The sequence below is a fragment of the Achromobacter sp. 2789STDY5608615 genome, assembly GCF_001298995.1.
Taxonomy (GTDB): Bacteria; Pseudomonadota; Gammaproteobacteria; order Burkholderiales; family Burkholderiaceae_B; genus Achromobacter; species Achromobacter insuavis.
Map to the genome: position 1 here is coordinate 1 of NZ_CYTY01000017.1, position 18,845 is coordinate 18,845.

Genomic DNA, 18,845 nt, shown 5'->3' on the forward strand with positions numbered 1-18,845 from the left:
GGGGGGGGCAGGAGCGCGCGGGCAGGGTTGCCGGCAGCGCGCGCTTGCGTCCCTTTTAAAAATGCGACAGTCGTTCCCCGGAAACGGCTGTCCATTCGCCTGGATTCGGCCACGGCTGCCCATTTTTTGAGCATCCGTGGTAGAATTTCAGGCTTTCCCTCATTTTGACCATTGCACGGGCGGGTAATAACGCTTAGGCGGGACGTCGATAGGGACAAAGGATCGGCTTAAACCCGATCGGCTTAAACCCGATCGGCTGAAACCCGGCACTGAAACCCAGTTGCTGGAAAGATGCCGGCTCCATTGTCTAGTTGAGGGAAAAAGCCTGGCTGGATCGTCCAGTCAGAGACCATTTTTCATATCTAGGAACCATCATGAAGACCTTTGTGGCCAAGCCGCATGAAGTCCAACGTGACTGGTTTGTGATCGACGCCAAGGGCAAAGTCCTCGGTCGTGTGGCCAGCGAAGTCGCACGTCGTCTGCGTGGCAAGCACAAACCTGAATTCACGCCGCACGTTGATACCGGCGATTACATCGTCATCATCAACGCTTCCGATATCGTCGTTACCGGTACCAAGGCGAAGGACAAGAAGTACTTCCGCCACACCACGTACCCGGGCGGTATCCGCGAAACGAACTTCGAGAAGATGCAAGAGCGTTTTCCCGGTCGCGCCATCCAGAAGGCCGTCAAGGGCATGCTGCCCAAGGGTCCTCTGGGCTACGCCATGATCAAGAAGCTGAAGGTCTATGCCGGTGCCGAGCACCCGCACACCGCCCAGCAGCCCAAGACGCTGGATATCTAAGGAAACGCCATGATCGGTAACTGGAACTACGGAACCGGCCGTCGCAAAACTTCGGTGGCTCGCGTTTTCATCAAGAAGGGCACCGGCAAGATCGTCGTCAACGGCAAGCCCGTCGACGAGTTCTTCGCTCGTGAAACCGGCCGCATGGTCGTGCGCCAGCCGCTGGAACTGACCGGCCACCTGGAATCGTTCGACATCAAGGTCAACGTGCACGGCGGCGGTGAAACCGGCCAGGCCGGCGCAGTCCGTCACGGCATCACGCGTGCCCTGATCGACTACGACGCGACCCTGAAGCCCGCACTGTCGCAAGCTGGTTTTGTGACCCGCGATGCCCGCGAAGTCGAACGCAAGAAGGTCGGCTTCCGCAAGGCGCGCCGTCGCAAGCAGTTCAGCAAGCGTTAATCGCTGCGAAAAAAGCCCGCCTCGTGCGGGCTTTTTTTTACATCCCGGGGCCCAGGCCCCGCCCAGGCCCGCGGAACTCCGCGGGCTTCGTCCGGTCGGACAGCGGTCGCCGCGCGCTTTCAAGCGTGGCGGCAAGGCCGGTTGTCCGAGCGATACAATCGAGCCTCGTTCTACGAAGAGCACACATCATGGCCCAAGCATCGAACTCCCGTATCAAGGTTGGTATCGTCGGCGGCACCGGTTACACCGGCGTCGAACTGCTGCGCTTGCTGTCGCAGCATCCCCATGTGGAATTGACCGCCATCACGTCCCGCAAGGAAGACGGGCTGCCGGTGGCCGACATGTACCCGAACCTGCGCGGCCGCGTGCGGATCGCTTTTTCCTCGCCGGAAAAGGCCACGCTGACCGACTGCGACGTGGTGTTCTTCGCCACGCCCCACGGCGTGGCCATGGCCCAGGCCCAGGAACTGATCGCCGCCGGCACCAAGGTCATCGACCTGGCCGCGGACTTCCGCCTGCAGGACGTGCCCACCTTCGAACGCTGGTACAAGATTCCCCATACCTGCCCGGACATCCTGGCTGAATCCCAGTACGGCCTGGTCGAGCTGAACCGCGAAGCCATCTCCAAGGCGCGCGTCATCGGCAACCCGGGCTGCTACCCGACCACCGTGCTGCTGGGCTTGGCCCCGCTGCTCGAAGGCGGCAAGCAGCTGGTCGATGCGCAGACCCTGATCGCCGACTGCAAGTCGGGCGTGTCGGGCGCCGGCCGCAAGGCCGAAGTCGGCTCGCTGTTTTCCGAGGCCTCGGACAACTTCAAGGCCTACGGCGTGGCCGGCCACCGCCACCATCCCGAAATCGTCGCCCAGCTCGAGAAGATCGCCGGCGGCAAGGTCGGCCTGACCTTCGTGCCGCATCTGGTGCCGATGATCCGGGGCATGTACTCGACCATCTACGCCCGCATCAAGCCCGAGGCGCGCGACACCGACTTCCAGGCCCTGTTCGAGCAGCGCTACGCCGACGAAGCGTTCGTCGACGTCATGCCCGCCGGCAGCCTGCCCGAGACGCGCTCGGTGCGCGCCTCGAACAACCTGCGCATCGCCCTGTCGCGTCCGGGCGGCGGCGACCAGCTCATCATCATGGTGGTGCAGGACAACCTGGTGAAGGGCGCGGCCGGCCAGGCCGTGCAGAACATGAACCTGATGTTCGGCTTCCCCGAGACCGTCGGTCTCGACCAGGTCGCGATCCTGCCCTGATGCCGCGCCGGGTCGGCGGCAAGCCCGCCGGCCCGCTTTTCATGTCCAACGATTCCTCCGCGACACCTCGAACCTCCCGCCCCGGCCTCGGCCTGCGGGTCGCCGCCGGCGTGCTGGCGGGCGTACTGGCGGGTGGCGCGGCCGGCTATTACTACGCCCGCGGCGTCTACCAGCCCAAGGACGCGGTGGTCCTCAGCGCCGACCAGGCCGAGGCGCGCGACGAGGCGATGCGTCAGCAGGCGGTCCAGCTGCGCTATACGCGCGGCCAGCTCGACACCGCCGACGGCGAGCTCGTGATCGAGCGCTCGGCGCGCCAGGAGCTCGAAACCCAGCTGCATGCGGCGCAGGCCGAGGTTGGCCGGGTGCGCGATCAGCTGGCGTTCTATGAGCAATTGCTGCCGCCGGGGCCGGAAGGCACCGTGGACATCCGCGGCGCCCAGATCGATCGCGAAGGCGGGGGCCTGCGCTACAAGGTGCTGCTGATGCGCAGCGGCCGCAATGGCGCGGCCCCGTTCGCCGGCACGCTGCGGTTCCAGGCCACCGGCACGCTCAAGGGCGAAACCGTCACCGTCGACCTGGCGCCGATGCAGGTCAAGGCGGAAAGCGGGCCGGTGCCCGCCACCGGTGAAACCACGACAGCGGCATCGCTGGCCTTGCAGTTCGACCAGTACCAGCGCAGCCAGGGCGTCCTGGCAGTGCCCGAGGGATTTGTCCCCGAAAGCGTCACCATCAGCATCCTGGAGGGCGATGTGGTCCGTGCCTCCCGCAGTGTCAAGCTCGAACTTTGAGTCCGGGCGGCGCCTGCGCTATAGTGACTACATGCGAGTGGCGCAGCCGCTCATCGGAATACGGCCCCAGCGGCCAGGAGTGAATCATGAATGCAGTGACCGAAACCGTCGACCTGCAGGCCGCCCCGCCTGCTCCCCTGGTGTTCACCGACTCGGCAGCCGCCAAGGTCAAGGACCTGCTGGCCGAGGAAGGCAACCCCGAGCTGAAGCTGCGCGTGTTCGTGCAAGGCGGCGGCTGTTCGGGTTTCCAGTACGGTTTCACGTTCGATGAAGTCGTCAACGAAGACGACACCGTGCTGGACAAGGCTGGCGTGCAACTGCTGGTGGACCCCATGAGCTTCCAGTACCTGGTCGGCGCCGAGATCGACTACAAGGAAGACCTGGAAGGCGCGCAGTTCGTCATCCGCAATCCCAACGCCAGCACCACCTGCGGCTGCGGTTCGTCGTTCTCGGTGTAATCCGCGCGCGGCCTCGCGCCGATCGTCCGCCCGACAAAAAAGCCCTTCGGTTTTCCGAAGGGCTTTTGCTGGGCGCGCGGCGCGCGTCAGGCGGGGTACAGCGCGCCCAGGATGCGCGGGCCGCGGGCGCCGGTGACGCTGGGCAGGCCGGCGGGCTGGCGCGCCAGGAAGGCCTGCGCCAGCCAGGCGAAGGCCAGCGCCTCGACCTGCTGCGCTGGAACACCCAGCGCGTCGGTGGCATGCACCGGGCGCTGCAGGCAATACGTCAGCTCGCGCATCAGCCCCGGGTTGTGGGCGCCGCCGCCGCACACGTAGAGCTCGCGCACGTCGTCGCCGGCTGCGTCGATGGCGTTGGCCACGGTGCGGGCCGTCAGGCGCTGCAAGGTGGCCTGCACGTCCTGAGGGGCCGGCCTGGCGCCGTCGAAGGCGGCCAGCCGGTCGTCCAGCCAGCGCATGTTGAAGAGGTCGCGGCCGGTCGACTTGGGCGGCGGCAGCGCGAACCAGGGTTCGCTCGCGATCAGTTGTTCCAGCAGCGGCGCCAGCACCTGGCCGCTGTCGGCCCAGCGGCCGTCGGCATCGTAGGGCTGGCCCAGGTGCCGCTGGCACCAGCCGTCCAGGAAGACGTTGGCCGGGCCGGTGTCGAAGCCGCGCGGCGCCTGTCCCGGCGCCAGCAGGGTGACGTTGGCGATGCCGCCCAGGTTGAGCACGGCGCGGCCCTGCGGCGCGCCGAACACGGCCGCGTGGAAGGGCGGCACCAGCGGCGCGCCCTGGCCGCCGGCGGCCACGTCGCGGCTGCGGAAGTCGGCCACCACGTCGATGCCGGTCAGCTCCGCCAGCAGGGCGGGCGCGTTCAATTGCACGGTGTATCCGCTGTCGGGACGGTGGCGCACCGTCTGGCCATGGGCGCCGATGGCGGCGATGTCCTGCGCCCGCAGGCGGGCGCCGACCAGCAGGTCGGCGGTCACCTACGCGTACAGGCGGGCCAGTTCGTTGGCGGCCAGCGCGGCGCGGGCCAGCTCGTCGTCGCCGGCCTGGTTCAGCGCCAGGAATTCGGCGCGCAGCGCGGCCGGCATCGACAGGCTGGCGCTGGCCAGCACCTGCGGCGGCTGGCCGTCGCGCAGGCGCGCCAGGACGCCGTCGACGCCATCCACGCTGGTGCCGGACATCAGGCCGATGAAATGCTGGGGGGTGGTCATGTCGGGTGCCGCCTGGAAAAAAAGCGGCCCGGCATCGAGATGCGCGGGCCGCCTTGCGGGTGCGTCATGCAGGTCCGCCTTAGCGGCTGGCCACGTTGGTCAGCGCGTCGGGGAGAGTCTGCTGGAATTCGGTCAGCAGCTGGATCTGCTGCTTGTACGGCGCCACGGCCTGGTTGAAGGCGCGGATCTCGGCGGGCTCCAGGGCGCGGGCGACGGGCAGGTCGACCGACAGCGGGTCGATCGGCTGGTTGTCGACGCGGAACTCGTAGTGCAGGTGCGGACCGGTGGCCCAGCCGGTGGCGCCGACGTAGCCGATCAGTTGGCCCTGCGAGATCTTGCTGCCCTTGGTGATGCCTTCGGCGATGCGGCTCTGGTGGGCGTACAGCGTCGAGTACTTGCCGTGGTGCTTGATGATGACCACGTTGCCGTAGCCGTTCTGCCAGCCCGAGAACTCCACCGTGCCATCGGCCGTGGAGTGGATCGGCGTGCCCGAGGGCGCGGCGTAGTCCACGCCCTTGTGGCCGGTCCAGGTCTTGTGGATCGGATGCATGCGCATGCCGAACGTGGAGCTGATGCGGCTGAACTTCAGGGCGGTGCGCAGGAACGCGCCGCGCAGGCTGGTGCCATCGAAGTCGTAGTACGAGCCGGTCTTGTTGTTGTCGGCGCTGAACCAGACGGCGGAGTAGGTCTTGCCGCCGTTGATGAACTCCAGGGCCAGCACACGGCCGGCGCCGGCGTAGCGGCCGTCGTGCGAGCGCACTTCGTAGACCACGCGGAACTGGTCGCCCTGGCGCAGGTCGCGCAGGAAGTCGATCTTGGCGCTGAGGATGTCGGCCATCTGCATGGTGACCGAATCCGGGATGCCGGCGGCATCGGTGGCGCCGAACAGCGAGGAGCGGATCGTGCCCACGGCGACGCGGGTCTGGCGATCGGTGCTCTCGGTGATTTCCTCGGCCTTGTAGCCGTTGTCGGTGCGCGCCACGTGCAGCATGCGGGTGACGACCTGGCCGTCTGCCTCGTTGCCGGGGGTGTGGATGTAGCGCAGCCAGATCAGGTTGCCTTCCGCGTCGGTCGCGGCCTGCACCGAACGACCCGGGTACAGCTTGTAGATGCTGCGCGCGCTGGCGTCGTGGGTGAGGAAGGTCTGCAGATCCGGGGAATCCAGTTCCAGGCGCTGCAGCACGGCGGCCAGCGTGTCGCCCGCGCGGATGCGGGTTTCGCTGATGTACGGCGCGGCGCTGGGCGTGCTGACTTCGACCTGTTCGGTGGTCAGCGGCAGGATGCTCTGGATGACGCGGGTGGGGGGGGGGATTTCGCTGCGGTCGGGTTGCTGCACCATGCCCAAGGCGGCGGCGCCGGCAAACAGACCCATGGCGGTGACGAGAAGAGTGCGACGGAGAAGTCCCGAGCGATGGGGCTTGGGCTCGACGGGCGCAAACACGGCAGCAACTTTGCGCTTGATGCTACTCGCCAGGTCGTGGAGGCCACGATTCATCGTGAAGATACCCTCTCAGGTGGCATGAGCTCGCAGGGTGCGTGACACGAACGGCCCCCGCGCGCCACGTTTTCCGGGGCAAGGGCTGGCGCGGGGCGCAACTTGTGAACAACGGGTGGTAACCGGACGCGCAACTGCGTATATATGACAGTTGCGTATGATTAGGGCGGTATCCTAGCTGATTCGGCTAGAATTTTCGATAGTTTTCGTCACTTTTTACACCTTTTTATCGGCTGAAGCCGTCGCGGCCCCCCTAAAAATGTCACCCTCAGAAGCCCCCATCACCCCCGAAGTCGAAGCCGATCTGCGTATTGCCAAGCGCGGATGCGATGAACTGCTGGTCGAAGCCGAATTCGCCCGCAAGCTGGCCCGCAGCCGCGCCACCGGCGTGCCGTTGCGGATCAAGCTGGGGCTGGATCCGACCGCGCCGGACATCCACCTGGGCCACACCGTGGTGCTCAACAAGATGCGCCAGTTGCAGGACCTGGGCCACGAGGTCATCTTCCTGATCGGTGACTTCACCTCGACCATCGGCGATCCCAGCGGCCGCAACAGCACCCGCCCGCCGCTGACGCGCGAGCAGATCGAGGCCAACGCCAAGACCTACTATGCGCAGGCCAGCCTGGTGCTGGATCCGGCCCGCACCGAGATCCGTTACAACTCCGAGTGGTGCGACCCGCTCGGCGCGCGCGGCATGATCCAGCTGGCGTCGCGCTATACCGTGGCGCGCATGATGGAACGCGAGGATTTCACCAAGCGCTTCAAGGGCGGCATCCCGATTTCGGTGCATGAATTCCTGTACCCGCTGATGCAGGGTTACGACTCGGTGGCGCTGAAGTCCGATCTGGAGCTGGGGGGCACCGATCAGAAGTTCAACCTGCTGGTCGGCCGCGAGCTGCAGAAGGAGTATGGACAGGAGCCGCAGTGCATCCTGACAATGCCGCTGCTGGTCGGCACCGACGGCGTCGAGAAGATGTCCAAGTCCAAGGGCAACTACATCGGCATTTCGGAGTCGCCCGATTCGATGTTCGGCAAGCTGATGTCGATTTCCGACACACTGATGTGGCGCTACTTCGAGCTGCTGTCGTTCCGCTCGCTGGAAGACATCGCCGCGCTCCGCCAGGAGATCGAGGGCGGCCGCAATCCGCGCGACGCCAAGGTCATGCTGGCCCAGGAAATCATTGCGCGTTTCCACTCGGCCAAGGCGGCCGACGACGCGCTGGCCGCTTTCGAAGCGCGTTTCCGCGACGGCGCGATTCCGGAGGACATGCCCGAGGTCAGCATCGGCGGCGCGCCGGTCGGCATCCTCAAGCTGCTGCGCGAGGCCGGGCTGGTCGCATCGGGTTCCGAGGCCCAGCGCAACGTCGAGCAGGGCGGGGTGCGCGTCAATGGCGACCGGGTCGAAGACAAATCGTTGCAACTGCCTGCCGGGACTTACGTCGTCCAGGTGGGCAAGCGCAAGTTCGCGCGTGTTAAGTTGAACCCATAATCGCGAAGATTTTGATACGCTGGAGGGACGTTCAAGGCTGGAATGCCTTCGCAGCACTTCAAGGAGCACGACATGAAACTTTCGAGTTTGTCTTTTTCCGATCACGAGTCGATTCCGGAGCGCTACGCCTTCGGCAAGATCGATGCGCAATCGCACGTCGCGCTGGCTGACAACTTCAACCCGCAGTTTTCCTGGGACGACGTCCCGGCGGGCACGCAGTCGTTCGCCTTGATCTGCCACGACCCGGACGTTCCGTCCAAGCCCGACGACGTCAACCAGGAGGGCCGCGAAGTCCCGGCCGACCTGCCGCGGGTGGATTTCTTCCACTGGGTGCTGGTGGATCTGGCCGCCGACATGCGCGAGATCGACGAAGGCGCCTTTTCCAGCGGCATCACGCCGCGCGGCAAGGGCGGCCCGCTGGCGCCGCTGGATGCCCGCCAGGGCATCAACTCGTACTCGTCCTGGTTCGCCAACGACCACGACATGAGCGGCGACTATTTCGGCTACGACGGCCCGTGCCCGCCCTGGAACGACGCGCTGGTGCACCGTTACGTGTTCACGCTGTACGCGCTGGACGTCCACACGTTGAACCTGCAAGGGGCGTTCACTGGCGAAGACGCGCTGCGCGCCATCCAGAAGCACGTGCTGGCGCAGGCGTCGCTGACGGGCACCTACACGCTCAACCCGGCGCTGGCGCCCAAGCAGATCGGCGCGACCTCCGCGTCCTGATCGCCGCGATCAGCAAAAAGGGCCGCATCAATGCGGCCCTTTTTTTATTTCCGGCGCATTCGCCGGACGCGCCGCGCCCTCAGACGCCGGCGCGCTTCAGGCGCAACAATGCCACGCCGAAGGCGACGAACACCGAACCCACGGCCCGGTTGATCCAGCGCACCGCGCGCGGCTGCTGGAACAGGCGGCGGGCACGGCGTGCCAGCAGGCCGTAGGCCAGCAGCGAGGGCAGCGACAGGCCCATGAAGATGCCCGTCAGGATGAAGAACTGCGGCAGCAGCGGTTCGGCCGCGTTCAGGAACTGCGGGAACAGCGCGGTGAAGAACAGGATGGGCTTGGGATTCAGGCCGGCCACGAAGGTCGCTTCGAGATACAGCGCCAGCGCGCCGCGCGGCGGGCGGCCGGCGCTGTCGGGCGGCGGCGCGGCCACGCTGCTGCGGCCCAGCAGGTGGCGCAGGCCCAGGTAGATCAGGTAGGCGGCGCCGGCGATCTTGAGCGCGGCGAACAGCAGGGCGGACGATTGCAGCACCACGCCCAGGCCCAGCATGGCGGCGGCGGACAGCAGGAACAGGCCGGTGACATTGCCCAGCGACGATGGCAGCACCGCGCGCAGGCCGCCGGCGGCGCCGTTGCGCATGGCCAGGATGCTGGCGGGGCCGGGGGTGACGACGCTGACGGCGGCGACCAGGGTGTACGCGACCAAAGTCTGGGTTTGCATGAAAGTTTCTCAAGTCGGGTTGAGCGCGTTTTCCAGCCATGGACGGATGCCGGAATTTTCGCGCCCTTGGCGGGAATTTTGCCGCCATTCGGGGCATTTTGGCGACAGGGGAAGCGGCGGTACGCGGTAAACTATTCGTCATTATCCGGGTTTACCCACCCGGGCGCAGTTTCCTCCTCTCTTACCGCCTCAGGAACCCCCCGTCATGTTTGACCGCAACCTCACCCTCTCCAAGGCTGACCCGGACGTCTGGGCCGCCATCCAGAAGGAAGACGTTCGCCAGGAACAGCACATCGAGCTGATCGCTTCGGAGAACTACGCCAGCCCGGCCGTCATGGAAGCCCAGGGCACGCAGCTCACGAACAAGTACGCCGAAGGCTACCCGGGCAAGCGCTACTACGGCGGTTGCGAATACGTCGACGTGGTCGAGCAGCTGGCCATCGACCGCCTGAAGCAGATCTTCGGCGCCGAAGCCGCCAACGTGCAGCCCAACTCGGGTTCGCAGGCCAACCAGGGCGTGTACATGGCCGTCCTGAAGCCGGGCGACACCGTGCTGGGCATGAGCCTGGCCGAAGGCGGCCACCTGACGCACGGCGCGTCGGTCAACGCCTCGGGCAAGCTGTACAACTTCATCTCGTACGGCCTGGACGAAAACGAAGTCCTGAACTACGCCCAGGTCGAACAGCTGGCCAAGGAACACAAGCCCAAGCTGATCGTCGCCGGCGCCTCGGCCTACGCCCTGCACATCGACTTCGAGCGCATGGCCCGCATCGCCCACGACAACGGCGCGCTGTTCATGGTCGACATCGCCCACTACGCCGGCCTGGTGGCCGGCGGCGCCTACCCCAACCCGGTGCCGCACGCCGACTTCGTCACCTCGACCACGCACAAGTCGCTGCGCGGCCCGCGCGGCGGCGTCATCATGATGAAGGCCGAGTACGAGAAGATCGTCAATTCGGCCATCTTCCCCGGCATCCAGGGCGGTCCGCTGATGCACGTCATCGCCGGCAAGGCGGTGGCCTTCAAGGAAGCGCTGGAACCCGAATTCAAGACCTACGCGCAGCAAGTGGTCAAGAACGCCAAGGTGCTGGCCGACACGCTGGTCAAGCGTGGCCTGCGCATCGTCTCGGGCCGCACCGAAAGCCACGTCATGCTGGTGGACCTGCGCTCCAAGGGCATCACGGGCAAGGAAGCCGAAGCCGTGCTGGGCCAGGCCCACATCACGGTCAACAAGAACGCCATCCCGAACGATCCGGAAAAGCCCTTCGTGACCAGCGGCATCCGCCTGGGCACCCCGGCCATGACCACCCGCGGCTTCACCGAAGCCGAGGCCGAGCTGACCGCCAACCTGATCGCCGACGTGCTGGACAACCCGCGCGACGAAGCCAACATCGCCGCCGTGCGCGCCAAGGTCAACGAACTGACCTCGCGCCTGCCGGTGTACGGCAAGAAGTAATGCGACGGCGGATTTTTTCCGCCCGCATGTGACACGGACGGCTCCGCAAGGGGCCGTCCTTTTGTTTTCAGGCCAATGGCGCTTGCGCGCCGGCGGTCATCGTGGCAAAAATATTAGGGACGAATTTGTCATAGTCGACGCGGACAGACTGTCGCATCGTTACAATATCGGCGAATTATTGCTTTCCGTGTTTTCAGGGATCACACATGCGGTGTCCATTTTGCGGCAATTCCGAAACGCAGGTCGTCGACAGCCGTGTCTCGGAAGAGGGCGATGCGATCCGCCGCCGGCGTCGCTGCCAGTCCTGTGACAAGCGCTTCACCACCTACGAGCGGGTGGAGTTGGCGCTGCCTTCCGTGGTCAAGCGCAACGGCAGCCGCAGCGACTACGATCCCGCCAAGCTGCGCGCCAGTCTGAGCCTGGCGCTGCGCAAGCGCCCGGTCAGCACCGAGGACGTGGACGCGGCCGTGGCCCGCATCGAGGAACAACTGCTGGCCAGCGGCCTGCGCGAAGTGGCTTCCGGGCACATCGGCGAACTGGTCATGAACGAGCTGCGCAAGCTCGACAAGGTGGCCTACGTGCGCTTCGCCTCGGTCTACAAGAGCTTCGAGGACATCGGCGAATTCGTCGAGGCGATCCGCGAGATGCAGGGACCGGTGCTGCCCGGCAAGCTGCGCAAGGAATGAGGCCGCGGCCCGGCCTGTCGGCCGCCGCCGTCGCGCTAGCGGCGGGCAGCCGCCCGGCGCGTCAAAGCGCCACCGTCCGCGCCATGCTGGGCGTCTGCGGCTGGAACCGGCGCCACACGCGGCGCAGATGCTGGGCCGAGCCGAAGCCGGATTTCTCCGCCACCAACTCCAGGTTCAAGCGGGTCTCGCGCAGCATGTCGCGCGCCAGCGCCACGCGTATCTGATACAGGTAGTCCATCGGCGTGCAGCCGGCATGCTCGCGGAACAGCCGCGTCAGGTGGCGGGCGCTGGTGTGGGCCTGCTCGGCCAGCGATTGCGCCGACCAGGGCGCCGCGGGGTTGCGCACCACCGCGTCCTGCACCCGGTGCACGCCCGGATGCATGTGGTTGCGGTGCTCCAGCCAGGGTGACAGCGCCGAGTCGGTGCCGGCGCGGCGCTGGTACACCACCATGTCGCGCGCCACTTCGCTGGCCACGCGCGGGCCGCAATGGCGCGCCACCATGTGCAGCGCCAGGTCGATGCCGGCGGTGATGCCGGCGCTGCTGACCAGGTTGCCGTCTTCCACGAAGATGCGGTTGTCGTGCAGCCGGGCGCTGGGATCCAGGTCGGCCAGCTGCGCCAGGCAGCTGTGGTGCGTGGTGCAGTCGCGCTGGCGCGTCAGGCCTGCCGCGGCGGCGAACAGGGCGCCGGCGCAGACGGTCATCAGGGTGAAGCCGTCGGCCGGATGGCGCGCCGCCAGCCAGTCGATGATGACGCGGGCCTCGGGCTCATCCAGGCGGATGTGCTTGCCGACCACGCCGGACACGATCACCAGCGCCTCGGGCGGCAGTTTCTCGGGCAGCGGCTGGATCCGGGCCAGGTGCAGGCCGGGAATGCCGCTTTCGACTTCGGTCGACGGGCCGCAGAAATGCTGCGAGAAGGCGTCCGGGCACAGCTTGTTGGCGACCCGGAAGGCCTCGGCCGGCCCGGCCACGTCGAGCAGCACGATTCCCCTGGGCAATACGAAGTGCACGGGAATCATGGCTGGTCGCCTTATTGCGCGTCCGCGAAGACGTCGGCGGCGCGGGCGATGCGGGCGAAGCGGCCCTGCAGCACCAGCTCGGCGGCGTCGCGGATCTCGGCCGGCGTGTAGTGCTTGCCGGACGGGCTCTGCATCGCGAAGGTCAGCGTGGCGTCGGTCGGGAACACCACCTTGAAGCCGTCGTCGCTGGCGTGGCGGGTGGTGGTTTCGCAGCACTGTTCGGTGCGGATGCCGCTGACGATGACGCCTTCGATGCCGTGCTTGCGCAGCCATTCCTGCAGCGTGGCGCCGTCGGCGTCCTTGGCGTAGAGCGAGGAATGCACGGTCTTGTGGAACACGGCGTCGGGGGCGATGCGCAGTTCCTTCAGCGTCTTGACGTGGCCGGAGGCCAGCGAAAACGGGTTGGCCGGGTCGTTGGCGGCGCTGATGTGGAACACCTGCAGCACCGGGATGTCGCGGGCGCGGGCGGCGTCGATCAGGCCCTGCAGTTGCGAGACGAATGCCGGGTATTCCGATTCGTCCCAAAACGGACGCTGGCGGAAGGAATCCTGGACGTCGATGACGATCAATGCTTGTTTCATGGCGGCGGGCTCCGTGCCGTGGGATTTCAGGAGGTACGTGGCGTATTGTGTGCCTGCCCCGGCTCCCGGGCGAGGCCGTCTCCAGACCTGCGTCGGCCTAAAACGGACATCCATTTCAGGCCGCTGCGGCCATCATAGCGCCTCCGCCGGCGCCGGCGGGCGCGGCGTGCCGCGGGCCCGCCGCGGACATACAATTTGGCCATGATGATGAATTCCAGCCCGACCCCCGGCCAAGCCGACGACCTGTCCTGGATGCGGCGCGCCCTGGCCCTGGCGCAGACCGTCATGTATTCGACCGCGCCCAACCCGCGCGTGGGCTGCGTGATCGTGCGCGACGGCCGGGTGCTGGGCGAGGGCGCGACCCAGCCGCCCGGCGGCCCGCATGCCGAAGTCTGCGCGCTGCGCGATGCCCAGGCGCGCGGCGAATCGGTGGCGGGCGCCACCGTCTACGTCACGCTGGAACCCTGCAGTCATTTCGGCCGCACGCCGCCGTGCGTGGATGCGCTGCTGGCGGCCGCGCCGGCGCGCGTGGTGGTGGCGATCGGCGATCCCAATCCGCTGGTCAACGGCAAGGGCCTGGCGCGGCTGCGCGAGGCCGGCATCGCCGTCACCACCGGCATCTGCCGCGAAGAGGCGCTGGCCCTGAACGCGGGCTTCATTTCGCGCATGAGCCGCGGGCTGCCCTGGACCTGGCTCAAGATGGCGGCGTCGCTGGACGGCCGCAGCGCGCTGCATAACGGCCTGTCGCAATGGATCACCGGCCCGGAGGCGCGCGCCGACGGCCATCGCTGGCGCGCCCGCAGCTGCGTGGTGCTGACCGGCATCGGCACCGTGCTCAAGGATGATCCGCAATTGACCGTGCGCAGCGTCGAGACGCCGCGCCAGCCGCGCCGGGCGGTGGTCGACGGCCGCTTCGAGATTCCCGAGGACGCGCGCCTGTTCGACGGCGGCGAGGTCATCGTGTTCACGGCCCGCGCCGACGCCGCCAAGCAGGCGCGGCTGGAGGCCAGGAACGTGCGGGTGGTGGCGCTGCCCGCCGAGACGCCCGACCGGGTCGACCTGCCGGCCATGATGCGCTGGTTCGCCGCGCAGCAGTTCAACGAAGTCCACGTCGAGGCCGGCGCCGGCCTGAGCGGCGCGCTGGTCGCGGCCGGCTGCATCGATGAGCTGCTTATCTATATGGCGCCGATGCTGCTGGGCGACGCCGCCGGCGTGGTCAAGCTGCCCATGCTGGAACGGCTGGACGCCGCTCCGCGCTACGAATTCATCGAGGCGGAGCGGGTGGCGGCCGACCTGCGCCTGCGCGCCCGGGTGCCGGAGCACTGGCGAGGGTTGCTGCGGCGGGTCGAGTTGCCCGCCGCCGGGACGCCGTAGCGCCCGTGCGGGGCGCTTTTTACGCCAACGGATCCTGGCGTTTCTTGCCGTTGCCGGCCGGCGCGCCATTGCGCCAGGCCCACAGGCCGGCGCCAAGCGCCGCCAGCGCCAGCAGGCCGGCGGCCAGCAACACGCCCGGATGCTGCTTGCGGACACGTTCCCAGGCCTTCCATGCCTGGATATAGTGAAAGCGCGAAGCCGACTGGAAGTCCGGTTCCGGGCATTCGCGGCCGAACGTGCCGCTGAAGGGCACCTGGGCGCCCTGATCCACGTAGCGTAGATAGATGGCGGTGGCGCGCTCCGGCGTGTCGTCGATCACGTAGCGGGCGCCGCGGCAGAGGGTGGCCGCAAAGGCCTGCGAGCGGGTCGGCAGTTCGTCGGCCGCCTTCAGCGCGTAGTCGGCGGCGATCTGGCGGTAGTGATAGCGTACGTTGGGGCGCGCCTCGCTGGCCGCGTAGCGCACGCGTTCTTCCTGCGTTACGAAGGGGCCAGGCAGGTCCGCCTCGGCGCGCTGCCGCGGCGTTTCCATCGGTACGCCGGCATCGGCGCGGGCCTCGCGCCACCAGGGGTTGGCGTCGCGGCCGGCGCCGGCGGAGTAGTTGCCCTCGTAGACGGCGTAGTCCGGTCCCTGTTCGTAGCCCATGATGCGCATGCCGTCGCGGCGCGCCAGCGTGGCGGCGGTGTACCAGGCTTCGGCGCGGGTGGTGCGGCCCCAGGCGTTGCCCGCGGCCTGCAGCGCGTCGCCGTACTGGGCGGCGCGCTGGCGGACATCGGACTCCCGGATCTTCCAGTTGCCGTTGTCGTAGTCGAGCGAGGCGAAGCGGGGATCGGAATCCGCGGGAAAGTACGGCAAGGCCTCGGCCACCCGGTTTTCCCGCACCAGCCGCCGCGCCAGCAGCTGGCGCAGGCGGTCATGGACGGGCGGCTGGTTCAGGCGGCTCCATTCGTAGAACTGGTCGGTCGTGTAACGGCTGAAGCCCGACGGCCGCGACGGCGCGGGCGGGGGCGGCGGCAGCCGGTCGACATAGGCCTTGAGCTCATCGGTCGTCAGTACGCGTTCGGCCACGTAGGCCGCGTCGTTCCAATAGGGCGAGAGCGGCCAGCCCTCTTCCGGCGGCGGGGCGCCATCGCCTGCCGCCGCGGCCCGGTACAACTGGTCCAGGGCTTCGACGTATTGGCCGCGCGACAGCGACAGCACGCCCTGTTCGCCCTTGAGCAGGGCGCCGGCTTCCGCCTCGACGCTGCCGTCACCGCGCGGGAACGCCTCCGCCGCGCGGGCGTAGGCCTGGGCGGCGAGCTCGTTGTCGCCGCGGCGGATCGCCAGCTTGGCGCGCACCCACCAGGCCAGCGCCGTGTCGAGCCGGTCGGCCAGCTCTTGCGCCAGGTCGTAGCGGCCGACGCGGTAGGCCAGCGCCGCGACCCGGTCGGCGTCGGCGATCCGTCGCGGATCCTGCGTCTGCAGCGCGGCCACCAGCGATTGCAGCGCGGGGTTGGGCGTGACGTTGGGCGTGCCGTCGGCGGCGTCGGCCAGGCTCAGGCGGCCGGTGGCCTCGAAGTTGGCGAAAGGGTCGCGCGCGCTGTCGGGCTTGCCGTCGACGATGTCGCCCAGCCGGGCCAGGCCGTACGCCACCAGCAGGCGCTGGCCGACCGGGTCGTCGATCAGGCGGATGGCGCGCGTCGGCGCGGCCAGCGCCCAGTCGGCCATCAGGCGCAACGATTCGCGGCCGCTGACCGACTCGCGCGCGGCCTGGGCGGCATACAGGCGCACGGCCCGCTGCAGGTCGGCCGGCGCGATCGCATCCATGCAGGGCGAGGCGTTGAACAGGTCTTCGTAGGCGCATTGGCCCAGGCTGCCGGACAACGACAGGCGCGCTTCCTGGCCATAGCTGGCGACGGCCAGGCCCAAGGGGTCGGGCGCGCCTTGCCGCGCCAGTTCGCGCACCTGGGCGTAGGCTTGCGCCGGGTGCTCCGTCGCCGGCGTGGTTCCGATGTCCCCGATTTCGGCCAGCAGGTAGGCGGCCCAGACGCTGCGGGTCGCGGCCTGTTCCGCCGGCAAGGCCAGGATGGCCAGCAGGCGCTGGCGCGCGCGTTCCAGGCGCGGTTCGTCCGGCGCCTGGGCGGCGCTGCGGTAGTCCACCGCGGCGGCGACGTAGAGGCGCGCGGCTTCCGGCAGGCCGTCGCCGGCGGCGTAGGCCTGGTCGCCGTCGGGACGGGCGCGCATCGCCCGAGCCTGTTGCCGTTGCGCCGGCGTCAGCGTCGCGTCGAACGCTTCGGGGATGGCGTCGGAGCGGTACGTGCCGTCTGGCAGCAGCGGCGATTCGTTGGCCCGCAGCGCGTCCGTGGCCGGCATCAGCCGCGCCGCCTCGTAGGCGAACGAGTTGGCGGGCGTGCCCTGCAGCGTGCCGGCGCGGTCGTCCAGCAACTGCGGCGGGAAGTCCGGGCCGCAGGCGATGACGATGCCGGCGCCGGCGGCGCAGGCCAGCGCCAGCGCGGCGGCAAGCGATTTACGGTTGTACATGGAAGCTCGGGGTTGCGGAGTCACAGCGGATCCATCCAATGGCGCGTTCGGCGCCGGCGCGCAGCAAGCCATCCTGCGCGCGGCGAAGATACCTGCCCTCGCGATCGTATTCAAGGGTGTAGCCGTTGATGCCGTCGGCGGCGCCGCATGTGGCGTCGAGCCGGATGGTGAACGGGAGCGCGGTGTCGGCGTTGCCGCGGTTGGCCAGTCGCACGTCGCGCGCGCCGCCGGCGCCGGGCGCGGCGGCGATCACCTCCAGTTGCGGCGTCAGCGGTTGACGCGCCAGCACGGCGCGCCAGGTCGGCAGGCTCCAGGCGCGCGTGTCGGCCTGGGTCGGCAGGCGGAACCAGACGATGCCGCGCAGCCCCGACGGGCGATCGCGATCGAGCGTGGCGACGAAGGCCGCCATGGCGTCGGGCGTGACCAGCAGCTCGGCCGAGCGGCCGCCCGGCATCAACGCCGGGCGTTCGCTTTCGACCGCGGCGATCCGGCCATGCTCGTCCCAGGCGACGCGGCTGCCATAGGAAGGCAGCGCCACGCGCCAGGGTTTGCCGGTCTGGCGCGCGTAGGCATCGAGCCAGGCGCGGGCCCGCTTGGCGTCGAACAGGCCTTGCGTGGGGTTCTGCACGGCGTGGACCTGCAGCACGGTTTCGTCCGGCACCGCCAGCAACGCGGGCAGCGCGGGACTGTCGAGCCAGGTGGGCAGGGCGGTGATCGACAACGGCAGGCTGGCGCCGAGGTGGGTCTTCAGCGTCGCCAGCAATGCGCGATAGGCCGGCAGCTTGGAGGTGGCGCAGTCGTAATCGATTTCCAGGCCGGCCGGCGTGACGCCGGCCTGGCGCCAGGCCGCCAGCGCGGCGATGGCGCGATCGGCGATGTCGGTGTCGCGCAAGTCGTTGACGCGGCCATCCAGCCGCAACACCAGCACCACGGGTCGTTGTGACGCGGCCAGCGCGGCGAGGTCGGGCGCCGCGTCGAACCAGGCGCCGTCGGCGCGCAATTCGGCCGCCAGCACCCGCCATGACCGCACCGCATCCGCGCCCTCGGTCAGCGCGCTGACCAGCGCGGGCGTCCATTGCCGTTGCCAGACATAGGCGTCGTTGGGCAGGGGCGGGGCGGCGCGTTCGCACGCGGCCAGCAACAGCACGCCGCACGCGGCCGCCAAGCGCCGCCAGCGCATCGGCGCGCGGACGATGCGGAGCCCTTGCATGAGGCGGCGCGAGCGGGGCGGCATGATGGGACGGACGGTGTTTGAAAGCGGTGTCGTACGCGGTTTCGCGGGATGCGTGATTCTATCCTTGACGCCGCAAGGGGTATTAGCACTCTCGATGCCTGGCTGCCAACCCACCGCGTGATAGCCGTGGACCATCGGCCGCATAGCGTTTGCCCGCGCGGCCCGCGGCGTGATGGCAGCAAGTTTGGGAGCGATTCCTGCATGTCCGCGTCGAAGCATCCGACAGCTTTTTTTTACCGCGTGTGCACAAATGAATTGCCACAAAACCGTCAATTGGGCTTAAGCTAGGTCATGACTTGGCGCTACGCGCGCATGGCTTGCTCCACGACCCGCCACGCGCCCTCGTCACCACGGATTCCAGTGTCGCGTACCGGCGCTTTTCACAAACCGGACCGACACGTTGCTGAACGCAGTCGCCTTGCGCCGTTCAGACCGTTCGCTGCCATCGCATAGCGAACGCACCGGACTTGCGTTCCGGATCATAAGAATCCACCGGGATATCTCATCCCTTCAAATCATTGCTGACCATTTCGTGCGTGGCTGCGTCATGCGCCCGTTCTACAGCGATATGCTGAAGGCGAACGAGTGAACTTATTCACGTTGGTTGCAATCCCTGACGGAACTTGTGTCTCCAGGGTGCAGCC

General features: G+C 68.0%; 16 protein-coding genes and 1 pseudogene. 10 read left to right on the forward strand and 7 right to left on the reverse strand.

The annotated features are described in order from the left end of the window. Positions 1 to 374: 374 nt before the first annotated feature. The 5 genes from rplM (at position 375) to erpA (ending at position 3,704) form a co-directional block, all read left to right on the forward strand. Positions 375 to 803, forward strand: coding sequence for a 50S ribosomal protein L13 (gene rplM, locus AOZ49_RS16185; RefSeq protein ID WP_006217309.1), 429 nt, complete (start codon positions 375 to 377; stop codon positions 801 to 803). Between the two features lie 9 nt (positions 804 to 812). Further along, the gene (rpsI, locus tag AOZ49_RS16190) at positions 813 to 1,205 is read left to right on the forward strand and encodes a 30S ribosomal protein S9 (RefSeq protein ID WP_006388641.1); all 393 of its coding nucleotides are present in this window, start codon (positions 813 to 815) and stop codon (positions 1,203 to 1,205) included. Between the two features lie 188 nt (positions 1,206 to 1,393). Continuing rightward, a complete protein-coding gene (gene argC, locus AOZ49_RS16195; RefSeq protein ID WP_054432815.1) occupies positions 1,394 to 2,458 on the forward strand; it encodes an N-acetyl-gamma-glutamyl-phosphate reductase in 1,065 nt (354 codons plus the stop codon). A 41-nt stretch (positions 2,459 to 2,499) separates the two neighbouring features. Beyond that, positions 2,500 to 3,246 carry a DUF6776 family protein gene (locus AOZ49_RS16200; protein WP_054432855.1) on the forward strand — a complete coding sequence of 249 codons (747 nt, stop codon included), beginning with the start codon at positions 2,500 to 2,502 and terminating at the stop codon, positions 3,244 to 3,246. 86 nt (positions 3,247 to 3,332) lie between these two features. Continuing rightward, on the forward strand, positions 3,333 to 3,704 hold the full coding sequence (gene erpA, locus AOZ49_RS16205; RefSeq protein WP_006388644.1) for an iron-sulfur cluster insertion protein ErpA: 372 nt from the start codon (positions 3,333 to 3,335) through the stop codon (positions 3,702 to 3,704). An 86-nt stretch (positions 3,705 to 3,790) separates the two neighbouring features. On the opposite strand, the pseudogene AOZ49_RS16210 reads toward erpA, so the two are convergent. Then, positions 3,791 to 4,900: pseudogene (locus AOZ49_RS16210) on the reverse strand (anhydro-N-acetylmuramic acid kinase). Positions 4,901 to 4,979: 79 nt separating this feature from the next. After that, positions 4,980 to 6,395, reverse strand: coding sequence for a M23 family metallopeptidase (locus AOZ49_RS16215; RefSeq protein ID WP_054476527.1), 1,416 nt, complete (start codon positions 6,393 to 6,395; stop codon positions 4,980 to 4,982). 259 nt (positions 6,396 to 6,654) lie between these two features. On the opposite strand from AOZ49_RS16215, the gene tyrS reads away from it, so the two are divergent. Continuing rightward, positions 6,655 to 7,884, forward strand: coding sequence for a tyrosine--tRNA ligase (gene tyrS, locus AOZ49_RS16220; protein ID WP_054432812.1), 1,230 nt, complete (start codon positions 6,655 to 6,657; stop codon positions 7,882 to 7,884). A 72-nt stretch (positions 7,885 to 7,956) separates the two neighbouring features. Beyond that, positions 7,957 to 8,613, forward strand: coding sequence for a YbhB/YbcL family Raf kinase inhibitor-like protein (locus AOZ49_RS16225; protein WP_054432854.1), 657 nt, complete (start codon positions 7,957 to 7,959; stop codon positions 8,611 to 8,613). 79 nt (positions 8,614 to 8,692) lie between these two features. On the opposite strand, the gene AOZ49_RS16230 is transcribed toward AOZ49_RS16225, so the two are convergent. Then, positions 8,693 to 9,331 (reverse strand): LysE family translocator, encoded by a 639-nt coding sequence (locus tag AOZ49_RS16230; protein WP_054432811.1) that lies wholly within the window; start codon positions 9,329 to 9,331, stop codon positions 8,693 to 8,695. Positions 9,332 to 9,536: 205 nt separating this feature from the next. On the opposite strand from AOZ49_RS16230, the gene glyA reads away from it, so the two are divergent. Together glyA and nrdR are read left to right on the forward strand one after the other, a co-directional pair. Continuing rightward, a complete protein-coding gene (glyA, locus tag AOZ49_RS16235) occupies positions 9,537 to 10,787 on the forward strand; it encodes a serine hydroxymethyltransferase (RefSeq protein WP_054432809.1) in 1,251 nt (416 codons plus the stop codon). A gap of 206 nt (positions 10,788 to 10,993) precedes the next feature. Next, positions 10,994 to 11,473 carry a transcriptional regulator NrdR gene (gene nrdR / locus AOZ49_RS16240; RefSeq protein WP_006392798.1) on the forward strand — a complete coding sequence of 160 codons (480 nt, stop codon included), beginning with the start codon at positions 10,994 to 10,996 and terminating at the stop codon, positions 11,471 to 11,473. Between the two features lie 61 nt (positions 11,474 to 11,534). Here the strand turns inward: nrdR and AOZ49_RS16245 are convergent, their stop codons facing one another. Then, positions 11,535 to 12,494 (reverse strand): GlxA family transcriptional regulator, encoded by a 960-nt coding sequence (locus AOZ49_RS16245; RefSeq protein ID WP_054432805.1) that lies wholly within the window; start codon positions 12,492 to 12,494, stop codon positions 11,535 to 11,537. 11 nt (positions 12,495 to 12,505) lie between these two features. Continuing rightward, positions 12,506 to 13,075 carry a cysteine hydrolase family protein gene (locus tag AOZ49_RS16250; protein WP_054476529.1) on the reverse strand — a complete coding sequence of 190 codons (570 nt, stop codon included), beginning with the start codon at positions 13,073 to 13,075 and terminating at the stop codon, positions 12,506 to 12,508. A gap of 204 nt (positions 13,076 to 13,279) precedes the next feature. On the opposite strand from AOZ49_RS16250, the gene ribD reads away from it, so the two are divergent. Next, positions 13,280 to 14,449: a bifunctional diaminohydroxyphosphoribosylaminopyrimidine deaminase/5-amino-6-(5-phosphoribosylamino)uracil reductase RibD gene (ribD, locus tag AOZ49_RS16255; RefSeq protein ID WP_054476653.1), complete on the forward strand. Its 1,170-nt coding sequence runs from the start codon at positions 13,280 to 13,282 to the stop codon at positions 14,447 to 14,449. 19 nt (positions 14,450 to 14,468) lie between these two features. Here the strand turns inward: ribD and AOZ49_RS16260 are convergent, their stop codons facing one another. Then, positions 14,469 to 16,967 carry a hypothetical protein gene (locus tag AOZ49_RS16260; protein WP_054476530.1) on the reverse strand — a complete coding sequence of 833 codons (2,499 nt, stop codon included), beginning with the start codon at positions 16,965 to 16,967 and terminating at the stop codon, positions 14,469 to 14,471. Beyond that, positions 16,954 to 18,177: a DUF3142 domain-containing protein gene (locus tag AOZ49_RS16265; RefSeq protein ID WP_231690362.1), complete on the reverse strand. Its 1,224-nt coding sequence runs from the start codon at positions 18,175 to 18,177 to the stop codon at positions 16,954 to 16,956. The genes AOZ49_RS16260 and AOZ49_RS16265 overlap by 14 nt, the downstream gene beginning before the upstream one ends. Between the last annotated feature and the right edge of the window lie 668 nt (positions 18,178 to 18,845).